This is a genomic window from Nocardia sp. NPDC057227, from assembly GCF_042669725.1.
Lineage (GTDB): Bacteria > Actinomycetota > Actinomycetes > Mycobacteriales > Mycobacteriaceae > Nocardia > Nocardia asteroides_A.
This window is the reverse complement of record NZ_JBHUXA010000033.1, coordinates 1-15,634: the sequence shown is the minus strand read 5'-3', so window position 1 is coordinate 15,634 and position 15,634 is coordinate 1. Positions and strand designations below refer to the sequence as shown.

The following is a 15,634-nucleotide window of genomic DNA, read 5'->3' as shown; positions in this document are numbered from 1 at the left end:
CGGTTCTCGACACAGTCGGCGAAAAGATGTCAGGCGCCGACCGCGGCGGCGATGACCGGCCAGGAATTGCGCAGGTCGTCCTGCCAGTAGGGCCAGGCGTGGGTGCCGGTGCGCAGGTCGGTGCCTGCCGGGATGCCGAGTTCGGCGAGCCGGGCGAGGAACGGGCCGGTGCAGCCGTTGATCACGCTCTCCATGATGCCGCCGACGAGCGCGCGGTCCGGGTCGGCGAGCGAGTCGTGCGGGCCGGGCAGGCCGTTGCCCGCGGAGACGTAGAGCGCGGTGCCGCGCAGCCGGTCGGCGTTGACCGTTGGGTCGTGCGCGGGCCAGGCCGGGTCGGCGGGGCCGCCCCACATGTTCGTCGCGTTCGCGCCGAAGACGCCGAGCTGGGCGTAGACCATGGCGCGGGCGGCCGGGTCGCTGGTCCGCGGGCAGCCGCTGAAGGCGCCGACCGCCCGGAAGCGGCCGGGGTGCTCGATGGCGAGGTTCAGTGCCGAGGTGGCGGACATGGAGACGCCTGCGACGGCCATCCGGTCCGCGGCGCCGAAGCGCTGCTGGAGAAGTGGCGGGAGTTCGTCGCCGAGGAAGGTGGACCAGCGGTTGCGGCCGAGGACCGGGTCGTCGGCCTGCCAGTCGGTGTAGTACGAGGCGCGGCCGCCCATCGGGACGACGACGGTGATCGGCTTGTCCGCGTAGAACTCGGCGACGTCGGTGCGGCGGGTCCACGGGCCGCCGTCCTCGCCGCCGTCCACCGCGTTGAGCAGGTAGAGGACCGGCGCGCCTTCGCCCGCGTTCGAGACCCAGAGCGTGATCGGCCGGTCCATGGCGGCGGAGTGCACCACCACCTCGAGCTGCCTGCCGCCGATGGGGCGCACATCCAGGATGCGCGCCGGGCCCGGGTCGGCGGTGGCGGTCGCGGGCGCCAGGAGCGCGCCGAGCAACGCCGTGAGCAGGACGAGCAGGGTCCGGCGGATCATGCCTGTAGTTTGCTCCTCCCGGCGTGGGGATGCGCGCAGCGCGCGGAAGCGTGTCCGGTTCACGGCCCGGGGTTCGCGGGCGGCTCCCCGGCGGCGCGGAGACTGCCGCTCAGCGGGCGTGTGCCAGCTCCCTGACCCCGGCGCGGTAGCGCGACAGGATCAGCCGGACGATGGCCGGGTGCACACCGATCGGCTCCGCGACCGCGTCCGCACCGGCATCGTGCAGCCGCTGGTGGAACAACCCGTGCGCCAGCAGGTACGAGGCCACCACGACCCGTTCCGCACCCCCGGCGCGCAGTTCGGCGACGACCTCGGGCACCCGGGGCGTCCCGGTGGCGACGTAGGCGATCCGCACCGGAACCCGCAACTGCTCGGCGAGCAGCCCGGCCGCCCGCCGGACATCCGCGCGCGCCCTGGCATCCGACGAACCCGCCGCGGCCAGCACCACCGCGTCCCCGCGCCGCCATCCGGCCGCGCGCAACCGCAGCGCCAGCACCCCGGCCAGCGCGGCATCCGGCCCCATCGCGGGCGTCACGGTGACAGCGCCGTGCCCGCTCTCCGCCACCTCGCGCGGCACGTCCTGGTAGACGTGGTACCCCGAGGCCAGGAAGGCCGGAACCAGCACCGCCGCTTCGGAATCGAGATCCCGGAGCACCTCGGCGGGCGACGGCCCGAGCACGTCCACGAAGGCGGTCCGCACCCGCGGCGCCTCCGGCTCGGCGGCGACTGCCTCGGCCAGCGCCGCGATCATCTGCACGCCCCTCGTGCTCCGCGTCCCGTGCGCGACCAGCACCAGCGCGGGGGCGCTCACCAGGCCCCCACGACGCGCCTGCCGGGCACCTGCCTGCCACCGCGGAACGGCTGCACCGCACCAGCCCCGCCACCCGGCGTCACCACCGGCGGCGGCGGATTGTTGTCGATGCACTCGGCGGCGTCGAGCGCGAGCCGGTAGCCGCGCTTGACCACGGTCTGGATCGCCTTGGGCGTGCCGAGCCCGGCGCGCAGCCGGGCGATGGCGGTCTCCACCGCGTGCGTGTCGTCGCCCCCGCCGGGCAGCGCGGCAAGCAGGTCCTCCCGGGAGACGACCCGCCCCGGCTGCCTGGCCAGCGCCCGCATGAGCGCCATCGGCGCGGGCGCGAGCTGCCGCACCTCGCCGTCCACGACGACGCAGGCGCCGCGCACACTGATGTGGTGCCCGGCGGCGTAGATCCGGTTCGCGCGGCGCGGCAGCTCCTCGGCGACGTGCCTGGCCAGCGCACCGAGCCTGGCCCGCGCGGGCTGGGTGGTCGGCACGCCGAGCTCCTCGAGCGGGGCCGCGGTGATCGGCCCGACGCAGGCGGCGAGCACCCGGCCACGCAGCGCGTAGAGCAGCCCCTCCAGCAGCCCGGTCGCCTTGGCGCGCATGAGCATCGAGGCCACCGCGGGCGCGCTGGTGAAGGTGACGCAGTCGATGCTGCCGGTGACGACGGATTCGATCAGGGTGTCCATCGGGCCGTTGTCGTCCGGCGGCACCCAGCGGTACACGGGGACCGGCACCACGTCGGCGCCCGCGCAGCGCAGCACCTCGCAGAAGTCGGGGACCGGCTCCCACTCGGTGGTGGCGCCGTGCAGCTGCACCGCGATCCGCACCCCCTCCACGCCCTCGGCGAGCAGGTGGTCGAGCACCTCGGCGGAGGATTCCGAGGCGGGCGACCACTCCTCGCGCAGCTCGGCGGCGCGGATGGCGCCCTTGGCCTTGGGGCCGCGGGCCAGCATCCGGACGCCGGAGAAGGTGTCGCGCAGCTCCTCGGCCAGCCCCCAGCCCTCGGCGGCCTCCATCCAGCCGCGGAAGCCGATGCCGGTGGTGGCGACGACGATCTGCGGCGGCTCGGCCATGAGCTGCCTGGTGACGCGCTCGAGCTCGGTGTCGTCGGCGAGCGGGATGATCCGGATGGCGGGCGCGGAGACGATGCCCGCTCCCCGCCGGACGAGCAGGGTGGCGAATTCCTCGGCGCGGCGCGCGGCCGTGATGCCGATGGTGAAGCCCGCTAGGGCAGCGGGCGGGTCGGGCGTCGTCATGGGTGTGGCCTCATCCATCCGAGGCGGTATCACCGACCGGCTTGTTCGAAATCGACACCAGCCCGTCGTCGACCCGCACCGCGTATACCGGCAGCGCTGCCGAATCGTCGTCCAGGCAGCGGCCGTCCACCAGGGAGAAGGCCTGCTTGAGCAGCGGCGACGCCACCACGGGCACGCCGCCGCGATCGCCGACGATCCCGCGCGACATCACCGCGGCGCGACCGAACGGGTCGATATTGCCGACGGCGTAGAGCACGCCGCCGGGGAGCAGGAACAGCGCTGCCTGGCGGCCGCCGCGCAGCAGGACCGCGACGCCGCGGCCGGGGGTCAGGTAGTCGAGGCGGCAGGCCTGTGTCCACCCGGTCGTCGTGGCCGGCGCGTAGCCGGGGGTGTCGATAACGGTCATCACTCTTCTCCTCGCCGAAGCCCTACCTATTGGTACCGGCGTCCTGTTTCCACGCGGTTAAACGGTCATTTCCCGGCGGTAGCGGTGATCGGGGGCATGCCGAGCAGAACCGGCACCTTGCGCTCGCCGCTGTCGTCGAAGGAGATGGTCGGGTCGGACTCCTCCGGCGCGTTCACGAAGGACACGAACCGGGAGAGCTTCTCCGGATCATCCAGCACCGCGGCCCATTCGTCGCGGTAACCATCCACGTGCTGGTCCATGGCCCGCTCCAGCTCGTCGGCGATACCGAGGCTGTCCTCGCAGACCACCGAGCGCACGTAGTCGATGCCGCCCTCGAGTGATTCCTGCCACGGCGCGGTGCGCTGCAGCCGGTCCGCGGTGCGGACGTAGAACATCAGGTAGCGGTCGATGTAGCTGATCAGGGTGGCGTCGTCCAGCTCGCCCGCCAGCAGCACCGCGTGCTTGGGGGTGAGCCCGCCGTTGCCGCCGACGTAGAGGTTCCAGCCGTTCTCGGTGGCGATCACCCCGACGTCCTTGCCGCGCGCCTCGGCGCACTCGCGGGCGCAGCCGCTGACCCCGAGCTTGATCTTGTGCGGCGAGCGCAGCCCGCGGTACCGCTTCTCCAGCAGCACCGCCATGCCGACCGAGTCCTGCTGGCCGTACCGGCACCAGGTGGAACCGACGCAGCTCTTCACGGTGCGCAGCGACTTGCCGTAGGCGTGCCCGGACTCCATGCCCGCGTCCACCAGCCGCTGCCAGATCAGCGGCAGCTGCTCCACCCTGGCGCCGAAGAGGTCGATCCGCTGGCCGCCGGTGACCTTCACGTACAGGTCGAACTCCTTCGCGACCTGGCCGATGGTGATCAGCTGCTCGGCGGTGACCTCGCCGCCCGGCATCCGCGGCACCACCGAGTAGGTGCCGTTCTTCTGCAGGTTGGCCAGGAAGTGGTCGTTGGTGTCCTGCAGCGCGGCCTGCTCGCCGTCCAGGATGTGCTCGCTGGAGGTGGAGGCCAGGATGGAGGCGACCGTCGGCTTGCAGATGTCGCAGCCGGAGCCCTTTCCGTGCTTGGCGATCAGCCCGGAGAAGGTGCGGATCCCGGTCACCTGGACGATCTGGAAGAGCTCGGCGCGGGACTGCTCGAAGTGCTCGCAGAGCGCCTTCGACATGGCGACGCCGGACTGCTCCAGCAGCTTCTTGAGCATCGGCACGCAGCCGCCGCACGAGGTGCCCGCCGAGGTGCAGCTCTTGATGCCGGGGACGTCGCAGGCGCCGTCGGCGATGGCGCCGCAGATGGCGCCCTTGGAGATGTTGTTGCAGGAGCAGATCTGCGCGTCGTCCGGCAGCGCGTCGGCGCCGAGCTCGGCGCCGGCCGGGGAGATCAGCGCGGCGGGCTCGGCGGGCAGCGGCCGCCCGACCAGCGGGCGCAGCGCCGCGTACTGCGAGGCGTCGCCGACCAGGATGCCGCCGAGCAGGGTCTGCGCGTCGTCGGAGACGACCAGCTTGGCGTAGGTGCCCTTGGCGGCGTCGTGCAGCACCACCGAGAGCGCGCCCTCGGTGGTCCCGTGCGCGTCGCCGAAGCTGGCGACGTCGACGCCGAGCAACTTGAGCTTGGTGGAGAGGTCGGCGCCGGGGAACTCGCCCGCGCCGCCGAGCAGCCGGTCGGCCACGATCTCGGCGGTGGTGTAGCCGGGGGCGACCAGGCCGTAGCAGACGCCCTCGACCGCGGCGCACTCGCCGATGGCGTAGATGTGCGGGTCCGAGGTCTGCAGGCCGAGGTCGGTGACGATGCCGCCGCGCGGCCCGACCTCGAGCCCGGCGTCCCTGGCGATCTGGTCGCGCGGGCGGACGCCTGCCGAGAAGACCAGCAGCCCGGCCTCGATCACGCTCTCGTCGCTCAGCGAGATCTTCAGCCGGTTCGCCGCGGTGTCGCCGGTGGCCTCGATGGACGAGGTGCCGACGCCGGTGTGCACGTGCAGCCCGAGGTCGCTGACCAGCCGCTCCAGCACCGCGCCGCCGCCCTCGTCGACCTGCGCGGGCATCAGCCGCTGGTTGTACTCGACGACGTGCGGGGTCATCCCGAGCATGCGCAGCGCGTTCGCCGCCTCCAGCCCGAGCAGCCCGCCGCCGACGACAACGCCGTGCGCACCGGGCCCGGCGGCCTCGGCGGCGGCGCGGATGCCGTCCAGGTCGTCGAGGGTGCGGTAGACGAAGCACTCGGCGTTCTCGTGGCCGGGCACCGGCGGCACGAAGGGGTAGGAGCCGGTGGCGAGCACCAGCGCGTCGTAGGCGAGCACGTCGCCGGTCGTGGTGGTGACGGTGCGCGCATCCCGGTCGATGGCCGCGCCGCCCTGGCCGAGCCGCAGCTCCACCAGGGCGTCGCCGGCGTACTCGTTGCCCGGCAGCGCCAGCGCGGCGGTCTCCCAGTTGCCGATGTAGGAGGAGAGCCCGACCCGGTCGTAGGCGGGCAGCGCCTCCTCGCTGAGCACGATCACCCGCCAGGTGCCCTCGGTGTCCCTGGCGCGCAGTGCCTCGACGAAGCGGTGGCCGACCATGCCGTGACCGACGACCACGGCGGTGCGAGTTGCTGTGGATGTCATGGGGAGTCCCTTCGGGGAGTCGTTGCGGGTCAGCGGGCGGGGACGGCGTCGGCCTCGGCTTCGAGGACCAGCGCCTCCGCCTCGACGACGATGTCGGTGGCCGCGGTGGCGGGACGGCGGACGAACACCAGCCAGCTGAGCGCGACACACGCGACGTAGAAACCGGTGAAGACCCAGAAAGCGGTGGTGGCCGAGCTGGTGGAGGCGTAGGAGGAGCGCAGCACCAGGTTGATCCCGACGCCGCCGAGCGCGCCGATGGCGCCGACGAAGCCGATCAGCGCGCCGGAGGTGTTCTGCGACCACGCGGCCCGCTCGGGCTCGGCCAGGCCGAGCGTGCGGGACTCCTCCTCGAACACCGACGGGATGAGCTTGGTGACCGAGCCGTTGCCGAGCCCGGAGAGCACGAAGAGCGCGATGAAGCCGACGACGAGCGCCGTCATGGTGCCGCCGGTCGGCACGCCGCCGTTGCTGTCACCGACGGTGCTCGCCCCCGCCACCAGTACGGCCGCCGCGGTCATCAGCACGAAGACCACCGCGGTCACCCGGCCGCCGCCGACCCGGTCGGCGAGCTTGCCGCCGTAGGGCCTGGCCAGCGAGCCGAGCAGCGGGCCCAGGAAGGCGATCGACGCGGCGTGCAGGGTGGCCTGGGCGGCGGTGTCGCCGCCCGCCCGGAAGCTCAGCTGCAGCACCTGGCCGAAGGCGAAGCCGTAGCCGATGAACGAGCCGAAGGTGCCGATGTAGAGGAACGCGACGGCCCAGGAGCGGCGCACCTTCAGCGCGGTGAGCATGTAGCCGAGATCGGCCTTCTGGTTCGCCAGGTTGTCCATGTAGAGCGCGGCGCCGACGCCTGCCAGCGCGATCAGCACCAGGTAGACGGCGCAGATCACCGAGGCGTACTCGTTACCGAGCGTCGCGATCACGGCCAGCCCGACCAGCTGGATCACCGGGACGCCGATATTGCCGCCGCCCGCGTTCAGCCCGAGCGCCCAGCCCTTGAGCCGCTGCGGGTAGAAGGCGTTGATATTGGTCATCGACGAGGCGAAGTTGCCGCCGCCGAGCCCGGCGAAGGCCGCCACCACCAGGAAGGTGGTGTACGAGGTGCCCGGCTGGTTCACGAAGTACAGCGTGAGCAGTGTCGGGATCAGCAGCATGAGCGCGCTGAAGACCGTCCAGTTGCGGCCGCCGAAGCGGGCCGTCGCCACGGTGTAGGGGATGCGCAGGAGCGCACCGACCAGCGTCGGCACCGCGACCAGGAAGAACTTCCCGGCCGGGTCGATGCCGAACTGGTCGGCGGGCATGAACAGCACCATGACCGACCAGATCGACCAGACCGAGAACCCGACGTGCTCGGCGAAGACCGACCAGATCAGATTGCGCCTGGCGACATCCTTGCCGCCTGCTTCCCAGGCCGCGACGTCCTCGGCATCCCAGTCGGTGATGGTGTGCGTGCGGGTCGACGTGCTCAACGGGGCCTCCCTGTCATGCGGATGGCCCAACGGTAGGGAACGGGTATTGCCGGGATGCTGCGCGAAATTGCCACCGGATCAACGGTTGCTCACCTGCCGCGCGGAGTGGGGGTGAGACCCGGAGCTTTGTTTCGGGCAGGTGACACAACGGTTCTCGTCGCGTCACGAAGAGCCGAAACCGCAGGTTGCCGCCGGTGAGGTGTGACCTACAGCATGAACCGGGCAGGCGCGGGGCGCAACCGGATCACCAGCTGTCCTCGAGCATCCGCGGCTTGCAGGCCTGCCAGGCCCCGAGCAGCATCACCACGGCCACCACCGAGAGCAGCCCGAAACCGGCGGCCCAGCCGCCGGTCGCCGTGTGCAGCACGCCGAAGAGCAGCGGGCCGACGCAGGCCACCGCGTACCCGACGCCCTGCGCGAAGCCGGAGAGCGCGGCCGAGCCCTCCTGGGTGCGGGTGCGCAGGTTGATGAGGGTGAGCGCCATCGGGAAGGTGCTCGGGCCGAGGCCGAGGATCACCACCCACAGCACCGGGGCGGCCATCGGCGCGAAGTACAGCCCGGCGAAGGCCACCCAGAAGCACACCGCGCAGCCGAGGACGATCGGGAACGGGTTCGCGAAGCGGGCGATCACCACCGGCGAGCCGAGCGCCGCGACCAGCCCGAGCAGCGCGAAGAGCGCCACCATGGTGCCGCCGAAGGCCGCGTCGGCGCCCGCGTCGACGAGCACGGCGGGCAGCCAGGCGAAGATCGCGTAGGTGGAGAGCGAGGTCATGCCGAACATGACGGCCATGCCCCAGGCCACCGGCGAGCGCCACACCCGGCCACGCGCGGTGCCGGGGGCGGGCAGCGCGGTGCCGTCGGCGCGGTCCCGCCCGCGCCGGACGCGCAGCACGGCGAACCACGGCACCGCCGCCGCGAAGCCGACCAGTGCCCAGACCCCGATCGAGATCCGCCAGCCCTGCGCCTCCGCCAGCGGCACCGCGACCAGCGCGGGCAACACCGTGCCGAGCTGCACCATGGTGATGTAGAGCGCGCTCAGCACCGCGACCCGGTCCGGGAAGTACCGCTTGACCAGCGGCGGGATCACCACGTTGCCGATGCCCATGCCGATCAGCGCGAGCGCGGAGAAGACCAGCAGCGCCCCGGTGCCGGAGACGGTGGCGCGGATCAGCATGCCGGTGCCAGCGGCCAGCATGGCCACCAGCGCGGTGCGCTCCAGCCCGAGTGGGCGCACCAGCAGCGGCGCGAGCACGCCGGAGAGCGCGAAGGCCGCGGTCGGAATCATGCCGAAGACCCCGACCACCGCGGTGCCGTAGCCGATGTCGGCGCCGATCCGCTCGGCCAGGGGGCTGAACGCGGTGACCGCCACCCGGAGGGTGAAGGCGGACATCACGATCGCGGCGAATACCAGCAGGCGACCCTCCAGCAACGCGCGCCGACGCACCGCAGGCTGCGTCGACGTGGATTCGGTCGCCGATGGGTCGAGTGTGGCAGTCACCCGGAAATCATAGGATGACCCGATGATGTCGGGCAACCCGGTGTGAGCAGCGGTACCCTGTTCCGGTGCAACCCGTCCGGCGCACCAGCCTCATCGCCCAGGTGACCGAACAGCTGCGAGCCGAAATACGCTCCGGCCGTTGGGCGATCGGCTCGCGCATACCCACCGAACCCGAACTCACCGAGCTCACCGGCACCGGCCGCAACACCGTGCGCGAGGCGGTGCAGGCGCTGGTGCACGCGGGCATGCTGGAGCGCAGGCAGGGCTCGGGCACCTACGTCATCGCCGCCTCCGAGGTGGGCGGCACGCTCGGCAAGTACTTCGCCGACGCCGAGGAGCGCGACATCCTCGAGCTGCGCAAGGCGCTGGACACCACCGCCGCCGGGCTGGCCGCGCGCCGCCGCGACGACGCCGACATCGAGAACCTGCTCCGGTTGCTCGCGGTGCGCAACGAGCAGAACTGGGACCACTACGACGCCGGCTCGGTCGCCGCCGACGTCGAGCTGCACCGGGCCATCGTGGTCGCCAGCCACAACGCGGTGTACCTGGAGTTCTACGACTCGCTGCTGCCGACCATCGAGCGGGTGATCGCCGCGCGGGCGGTGAAGCAGCCCTCCGGGTACCAGGAGGAGCACACCGACCTGGTGCGGGCCGTGATCGACGGCGACCAGCAGCGCGCCGAGCGGGCCGCGCACTGCTTCCTCGGCTCGCTCATCGCCGAGTACCCGGACCACTGAGGTAACCGAAGGGTCACCATCCGGTTGCCGCCGATGTGAGCGGGAATTGCCGCCCGCGTCACCGGGGGCCACGGGGACGCAACAACGATTTCCTACCTTTTTCTGGACCGAGGTGTCGAGGGGAAGGAATCCGATGACAGCGGTGGCCGAATCCGGTACGCAGACAGAACCGTTCATCCATCAGAAGCGCGGCCGCTGGCTGGAGCGCTGGGAGCCGGACAACACGCAATTCTGGGAGTCCGGCGGCAAGCGCACGGCGAAGAAGAACCTGTCCTTCTCGGTGTTCGCGGAGAATCTCGGCTTCAGCGTCTGGGTGATCTGGGGAACCGTGGTGACCAGCATGGGCGCCGCGGGCTTCCCGTTCCTGGCCGGGCTCGGCAAGGGCGACCCCGTCGCGGTGAGCAACGCACTGCTGCTCACCTCCACCCCGACCCTGGTCGGCGCGGCGCTGCGAATCCCGTACACCTTCGCCATCCCACGCTTCGGCGGGCGGGCGTTCACGGCCTTCAGCGCGGCCATGCTGCTCATCCCGACGCTGGGGCTCGCCTGGTTCGTGAACCAGCCGGGCACCCCGATGTGGGTCTTCCTGGTGCTGGCCGCGCTGGCCGGGGTCGGCGGCGGCAACTTCTCCTCGTCGATGGCGAACATCTCGTTCTTCTTCCCGGAGGGCAAGAAGGGCGCGGCGCTCGGAATCAACGCCGCGGGCGGCAATCTCGGCGTCGCGCAGACCCAGCTGGTGCTGCCGCTGCTGATCACCCTCGGCACCCACCTGACCGCGAAGGACCCGGCCGGGTACCGCTTCGGCATCACGCTCTCGGTGCTGGTCTGGGTGCCGTTCATCCTGGTGGCGACCTTCGGCGCGCTGCGCTACATGGACAGCATCGCGACCGCGAAGTCGGACGGCCGCTCGTACAAGCTGGCGCTCACCAACCAGCACACCTGGGTGATGTCGTTCCTCTACATCGGCACCTTCGGTTCCTTCATCGGCTTCTCCTTCGCCTTCCCGACCCTGATCAAGGCCAACTTCCCGAACCTGGCGCAGATCGGCTGGATCACCACGCTCGGCAACCTGGCCTTCCTCGGCGCGCTGGTCGGCTCGTTCAGCAGGCCGTTCGGCGGCTGGATCTCGGACCGGGTCGGCGGCGCGCGGATGACCGTCGGGGTGTTCGGCGGAATGGCGGTCGCGGTGGTGCTGATCATGGCGGCGCTGGAGATGAAGAGCTTCCCGCTGTACCTGATCTCGTTCCTGCTGCTCTTCGTGCTCACCGGGATCGGCAACGGCTCCACCTACCGGATGATCCCGTCGATCTTCAGCGCCGAGGCCACCCGGCGGGCTGATGCGCACGGCATGAGCGCCGCGGAGGCGACGGCATCGGCCCGGCGCCAGGCCGGGGCGGCGATCGGCGTCATCGGGGCGGTCGGCGCCTCCGGCGGGTACCTGCTGCAGCAGGCGCTCCGGCTGTCGAACATCAACTTCGGCAGCATGGCGCCCGCCTTCTGGGCCTACGCCGTCGCCTTCCTGGTGATGGCCGGGGTGACCTGGTGGTTCTACCTGCGGTCCTCGTTCGCGGTGCAGCGCGCGCCCTCGCTCGCCTACGCCAACGTCTGACCCCAGCACGAGAGGAACGGCGCGCCGGAGCCCCCGGCGCGCCGTTCGCGCGTTCAGACCAGGAGCCGGACCATGTCGGCGGTGCGGGCGAGGCCGGGGAACGCCTCCGCGCTCGAGCGCGGGTGCAGGGCGTGCACGGCGAGCCGGAACATGACCGCGCGCAGCAGCATCTGCGGCCACTCGGGCAGCTCGCTCCAGCGCTCGAGCAGCCCGTCGTCGGCGCCGCCCCAGGAGAGCGCGTCCACCACGATCACCCCGGCCGCCCAGGCGACGGGGCGCCAGTAGGGGGTGAGGTCGGTGAGGCCGGGTGTGCTGAGGCCGTTGAAGAGCACGGTGCCGAAGAGGTCGCCGTGTACCAGCTGCGCGGGGGTGCGCACCGGGCGGCGCAGCGTGGCCAGCTGGCCGATCAGCTCCATGCTGCGGACGCCGTCCGGCGAGGTGGGCGCCGGCGCCCCCGCCCCGCGCAGGCTGCGCAGCGGGATGGCCTCCCAGGCCGCGCGGTCGGCGGCGACGAAGACGTCGACGTCCAGCCACGGCGCGACCGGCGGCTGCGCCAGGAAGCGCGGCCGCTCCAGGCCCGCGGTGGCCTCGTGCAGCCGCAGCGAGACCGAGACCACCTCGTCGTGCCTCGGCTCGGGGACGCCGTCCAGGTAGTAGTCGGCGCGCCAGCCGGAGACGACGTAGCGGCCGTCGGTGGCGCGCACCGGGCGGGCCAGCCGCACGCCGTCCACCGCGAGCGTCTCGCGCACCCGGGCCGACCACGCGGACCGCGCGTGGTCGGCCACCGGGCTGAGCACCACATTGTCGAGCAACCAGCCGCCGTCCCAGTCACCCAGCGACACCGGAGTCACCGACTGGAGACCGAAGGTTGCCCGCACGTAGTCGGGAGGTTCCTCGGAGGTCACGGCGGTACCGTAACGCCGCTCCCGGAACCCCGACGGTCGCCGCGCCGCAGCGGGAAACTGCTGTAGCACATCCGTAGCATCCGCCGTGACCAGCGGCTGCGGTCAGTACACGGGCAGTGTCCTGTCCACCTGGTTGGCCCAGGCGATGACGCCGCCCTGCAGGTGCGTCGCGTCCGCGAAGCCTGCCTGCTTGAGCGCGGCCAGCGCCTCGGCCGAGCGGATCCCGGTCTTGCAGTGCAGCACGATGGGCCGGTTCTGCGGCAGCTCGGCGAGCGCCTCGCCGGAGAGGATCCGGTCCTTGGGGATGAGCGTGGCGCCGTCGATGTGCACGATGTCCCACTCCACCGGCTCGCGCACGTCGATCAGCTCGACCTTGTCCGCGGCGAGCAGCGCCTCCAGCTCGCGGGCGGTGATCGTCGAGCCCGCGGCGGCGGCCTGGCCCTCGTCGGAGACGACGCCGCAGAAGGCGTCGTAGTCGATCAGCTCGGTGATCGACTGCCGCTCCGGGTCGCGGCGCAGCTTGATGGTGCGGTAGTTCATGTCCAGTGCGTCGTAGACCATGAGCCTGCCGAGCAGCGGCTCACCGATGCCGGTGAGCAGCTTGATCGCCTCGGTGACCATGACCGAGCCGATCGAGGCGCAGAGCACGCCGAGCACGCCGCCTTCGGCACAGGAGGGGACCATGCCCGGCGGCGGGGCCTCCGGGTAGAGGTCGCGGTAGTTGATGCCGCGACCGTCGGGGGCGTCCTCCCAGAAGACCGAGACCTGGCCCTCGAAGCGGTAGATCGAGCCCCAGACGTAGGGCTTGCCCGCCAGCACGGCGGCGTCGTTCACCAGGTAGCGGGTGGCGAAGTTGTCGGTGCCGTCCACGATCAGGTCGTACTCGCGGAACAGCTCGACGGCGTTCTCCGGCTCCAGCCGAATCTTGTGCAGCCGCGCGTCGATGCCGGAGTTGATCTCCAGGATGGAGTCGCGCGCGCTGTCCGCCTTCGGCCGCCCGATGTCGGACTCGCCGTGGATGACCTGGCGCTGCAGGTTGGAGGCGTCCACCTCGTCGAACTCGACGATGCCGAGCGTGCCGACGCCCGCCGCGGCCAGGTAGAGCAGCGCCGGGGAGCCGAGCCCGCCGGCGCCGATCACCAGGACCCTGGCGTTCTTCAGCCGCTTCTGCCCGTCGACGCCCAGGTCCGGGATGATCAGGTGGCGGCTGTAGCGGGCCACCTCGTCCCTGGTGAGCTCGGCGGCCGGTTCGACCAGTGGCGGCAGCGACTTCGGTGATGACACGTCAAGGGCTCCTCGCGTCGATGGCCGGTGAGTTTCTCCGTGCAACGCCGGTGACCGGCCGGTTCTTCCCGGTCATCGTCGCGCACCGGGAGACCGCGCTCACCCCCGGGGGTAGGGCTGTCGGTCCGCGCACCCGCCGCCCGCGCGGGCCGAGCAGCCGCCCTCACCCACGGGGGTAGGGCCACGGGTTGAACCGGCAGCGCTTCCCGTCCATGGGAACGACCCCGCTCGGATCCAGCGTGGCGATGGCGTTGTTGTCGGTGCCGAAGGTCTGCTGCATCATCACCGGCGCCAGCCCGCCGTCGGTCTCGCACGGCTGGTGCTGGTGGTAGCCGATGGCGTGGCCGATCTCGTGGTTCACCAGGTACTGCCGGTAGGAGCCGATATCGCCCTCGAAGGCGGGCGCCCCGCGCACCCAGCGCGCCTCGGAGAGCACCACCTGCTCGGAGTCGGCGTTGTAGCAGGACGAATCGATCGGGATGTCGAAGCCGCACGCCTTCCTGGTGCTCGCCCTCGTGCTCAGCGCCACCCGGAAGTCCGGGTCGCCCTGGTCGATCCGGCGGAAGCCGAAGCGCGAATCATGGCTCCAGCTCTTGGGGTTGGCGAGCGTGGAGTCGACCATCTTGGCGACCGCCGCGTCGCCGCCGTACGCCGCGGTGTCGACCCCGTCCTCCACCTCGACGGTGTACCGGAAGACGTACTGCGTGCCCGGCCCGACCTGCTCGGTGCCGCCCGGGACGACGCGCCAGGTCCCCGCCCCGACCTCGGTGAACGGCCCGCCGTCCGGCAGCGCGCCGGTGGGCAGGTCGGCCGGGAACTTCCCCTCACCCGGCGGCGCGCCGATGATGCCGACGTCGTCCGCGCGCGGGCTCAGCGTGCCGAAGCCGGGCACCCCGCTCGCCACCACCACCGCGGGCGGCCCGCCGCCGCGCACCGCGTCCACCCCGACCAGCACGGTCACCGCGAGCAGCACCGGCAGCGCGTAGGCGCGCCAGCCGTAGGTGGCGAGGAACCGCCGGATCGGGCCGCGCCGCGGCGACTCCGGCTCGCCCGCGAACGGGCCGTCCTCGATCGGATTCCAGCTCGCGGAGAGCGGCTGGAAGGAGCGATCCGGCGGGCTGTACAGGACGGGCGGGGCCCCACCGGCCGCGACGGGAAGGCGGTCGAGCTCGGCGCCGGACGGTGGTTCCGGTCGGTCGGTCACGGGAGACAGACTCTCACAGCGGCCAGTCTGCCTCGAATCGCCGCACGCCGCAGCGGGGTTGGGCCGGTAATCACGGCCGGGCACGGGCGGCGCCCGACAATTGGTATCGTGCTTGGGATACCCGGTGCAAACCCCCATTCTTGCCGGGGCGTCGACTGGGAGAGCCGAAATGACTGACCTCGTGGATCGGATGGCGCGCAACTCGTCGCCCGATCCCAAGCCCGCGGGCAACCGCGGTGCCACCGCGACCAAACGTGGCACCAGGCTGCCGCGCGACGAGCGCAGGCAGCAGCTACTCCAGGCCGCGAGCGAGGTCTTCGTGCTCCGCGGCTATCACGCCTCCGGGATGGACGAGATCTCGCAGTGCGCAGGAGTGAGCAAGCCGGTGCTGTACCAGCACTTCACCAGCAAGCTCGAGCTGTACGTCGCCGTGCTGCAGAACTACGTCGACATGCTGGTCTCCAGCGTGCGCCAGGCGCTGCGCTCGACCACCGACAACCGGCAGCGCGTGCGCGCCGCCGTCCAGGCGTACTACGACTTCGTCGACAACGAGCAGCAGGGCTTCCGGCTGGTCTTCGAATCCGACCTCACCAGCGAGCCGCAGGTGCAGCGCCGGGTCGAGCAGGCCACCGAGGCCTGCGTCGACGCCGTCTTCGACGTGGTGGCGCACGACTCCGGGCTCGACCCGTACCGCGCCCGCATCCTCGCGGTCGGGTTGGTCGGCGCCAGCCAGTTCACCGCGCGGTACTGGCTGGAGGCGGATCGCCCGATCCCCAAGGAGGAGGCGGTGGACACCACCGTCGCCCTGGCCTGGGGCGGTCTCTCGCACGTCCCGCTGCAGCACCCGCTCGAGCGGCCCTGACCCGACGACGAGGGCCCCGCACCGATATCGGTGC

At 71.9% G+C, this 15,634-nt stretch carries 13 protein-coding genes; 3 read left to right on the top strand and 10 right to left on the bottom strand.

Going from position 1 to position 15,634, the window contains the following annotated elements:
* Positions 1 to 29: 29 nt before the first annotated feature.
* From ACFUJ1_RS30860 to ACFUJ1_RS30830, 7 genes are all read right to left on the bottom strand, one after another.
* The gene (locus tag ACFUJ1_RS30860) at positions 30 to 974 is read right to left on the bottom strand and encodes an alpha/beta hydrolase (RefSeq protein WP_378650837.1); all 945 of its coding nucleotides are present in this window, start codon (positions 972 to 974) and stop codon (positions 30 to 32) included.
* 109 nt (positions 975 to 1,083) lie between these two features.
* Positions 1,084 to 1,785: a sirohydrochlorin chelatase gene (locus tag ACFUJ1_RS30855; protein WP_378650836.1), complete on the bottom strand. Its 702-nt coding sequence runs from the start codon at positions 1,783 to 1,785 to the stop codon at positions 1,084 to 1,086.
* Entirely contained in the window at positions 1,782 to 3,032 is a 1,251-nt protein-coding gene (locus ACFUJ1_RS30850; RefSeq protein WP_378650835.1) for a uroporphyrinogen-III synthase, read from the bottom strand. The genes ACFUJ1_RS30855 and ACFUJ1_RS30850 overlap by 4 nt, the downstream gene beginning before the upstream one ends.
* A gap of 10 nt (positions 3,033 to 3,042) precedes the next feature.
* Positions 3,043 to 3,438: a nitrite reductase small subunit NirD gene (gene nirD, locus ACFUJ1_RS30845; RefSeq protein WP_233020104.1), complete on the bottom strand. Its 396-nt coding sequence runs from the start codon at positions 3,436 to 3,438 to the stop codon at positions 3,043 to 3,045.
* 65 nt (positions 3,439 to 3,503) lie between these two features.
* A complete protein-coding gene (gene nirB, locus ACFUJ1_RS30840) occupies positions 3,504 to 6,035 on the bottom strand; it encodes a nitrite reductase large subunit NirB (protein WP_378650834.1) in 2,532 nt (843 codons plus the stop codon).
* A gap of 29 nt (positions 6,036 to 6,064) precedes the next feature.
* Entirely contained in the window at positions 6,065 to 7,501 is a 1,437-nt protein-coding gene (locus tag ACFUJ1_RS30835) for a nitrate/nitrite transporter (RefSeq protein WP_378650833.1), read from the bottom strand.
* Between the two features lie 244 nt (positions 7,502 to 7,745).
* Positions 7,746 to 8,999 (bottom strand): MFS transporter, encoded by a 1,254-nt coding sequence (locus ACFUJ1_RS30830; RefSeq protein WP_378650832.1) that lies wholly within the window; start codon positions 8,997 to 8,999, stop codon positions 7,746 to 7,748.
* Between the two features lie 65 nt (positions 9,000 to 9,064).
* On the opposite strand from ACFUJ1_RS30830, the gene ACFUJ1_RS30825 reads away from it, so the two are divergent.
* Positions 9,065 to 9,736, top strand: coding sequence for a FadR/GntR family transcriptional regulator (locus ACFUJ1_RS30825; RefSeq protein WP_378650831.1), 672 nt, complete (start codon positions 9,065 to 9,067; stop codon positions 9,734 to 9,736).
* A gap of 133 nt (positions 9,737 to 9,869) precedes the next feature.
* Entirely contained in the window at positions 9,870 to 11,345 is a 1,476-nt protein-coding gene (locus ACFUJ1_RS30820; protein WP_378650830.1) for an MFS transporter, read from the top strand.
* A gap of 53 nt (positions 11,346 to 11,398) precedes the next feature.
* Here the strand turns inward: ACFUJ1_RS30820 and ACFUJ1_RS30815 are convergent, their stop codons facing one another.
* From ACFUJ1_RS30815 to ACFUJ1_RS30805, 3 genes are all read right to left on the bottom strand, one after another.
* Complete coding sequence (locus ACFUJ1_RS30815) at positions 11,399 to 12,250, bottom strand: TIGR02569 family protein (RefSeq protein WP_378650829.1); 852 nt, start codon at positions 12,248 to 12,250, stop codon at positions 11,399 to 11,401.
* Between the two features lie 102 nt (positions 12,251 to 12,352).
* A complete protein-coding gene (moeZ, locus tag ACFUJ1_RS30810; protein ID WP_378650828.1) occupies positions 12,353 to 13,534 on the bottom strand; it encodes an adenylyltransferase/sulfurtransferase MoeZ in 1,182 nt (393 codons plus the stop codon).
* Positions 13,535 to 13,697: 163 nt separating this feature from the next.
* Positions 13,698 to 14,738: a DUF3152 domain-containing protein gene (locus tag ACFUJ1_RS30805; RefSeq protein ID WP_378650827.1), complete on the bottom strand. Its 1,041-nt coding sequence runs from the start codon at positions 14,736 to 14,738 to the stop codon at positions 13,698 to 13,700.
* Between the two features lie 169 nt (positions 14,739 to 14,907).
* Here ACFUJ1_RS30805 and ACFUJ1_RS30800 point away from each other — a divergent pair, with 169 nt between their 5' ends.
* Positions 14,908 to 15,600 (top strand): TetR/AcrR family transcriptional regulator, encoded by a 693-nt coding sequence (locus ACFUJ1_RS30800; RefSeq protein WP_378650826.1) that lies wholly within the window; start codon positions 14,908 to 14,910, stop codon positions 15,598 to 15,600.
* Positions 15,601 to 15,634: the final 34 nt, after the last annotated feature.

Excerpts from the sequence above, each read along its gene's own strand:
- ACFUJ1_RS30860 (WP_378650837.1), bottom strand. The coding sequence starts at position 974 with ATGATCCGCCGGACCCTGCTCGTCCTGCTCACGGCGTTGCTCGGCGCG.
- ACFUJ1_RS30850 (WP_378650835.1), bottom strand. The coding sequence starts at position 3,032 with ATGACGACGCCCGACCCGCCCGCTGCCCTAGCGGGCTTCACCATCGGC.
- nirD (WP_233020104.1), bottom strand. The coding sequence starts at position 3,438 with ATGACCGTTATCGACACCCCCGGCTACGCGCCGGCCACGACGACCGGG.
- nirB (WP_378650834.1), bottom strand. The coding sequence starts at position 6,035 with ATGACATCCACAGCAACTCGCACCGCCGTGGTCGTCGGTCACGGCATG.
- ACFUJ1_RS30820 (WP_378650830.1), top strand. The coding sequence starts at position 9,870 with ATGACAGCGGTGGCCGAATCCGGTACGCAGACAGAACCGTTCATCCAT.
- ACFUJ1_RS30800 (WP_378650826.1), top strand. The coding sequence starts at position 14,908 with ATGACTGACCTCGTGGATCGGATGGCGCGCAACTCGTCGCCCGATCCC.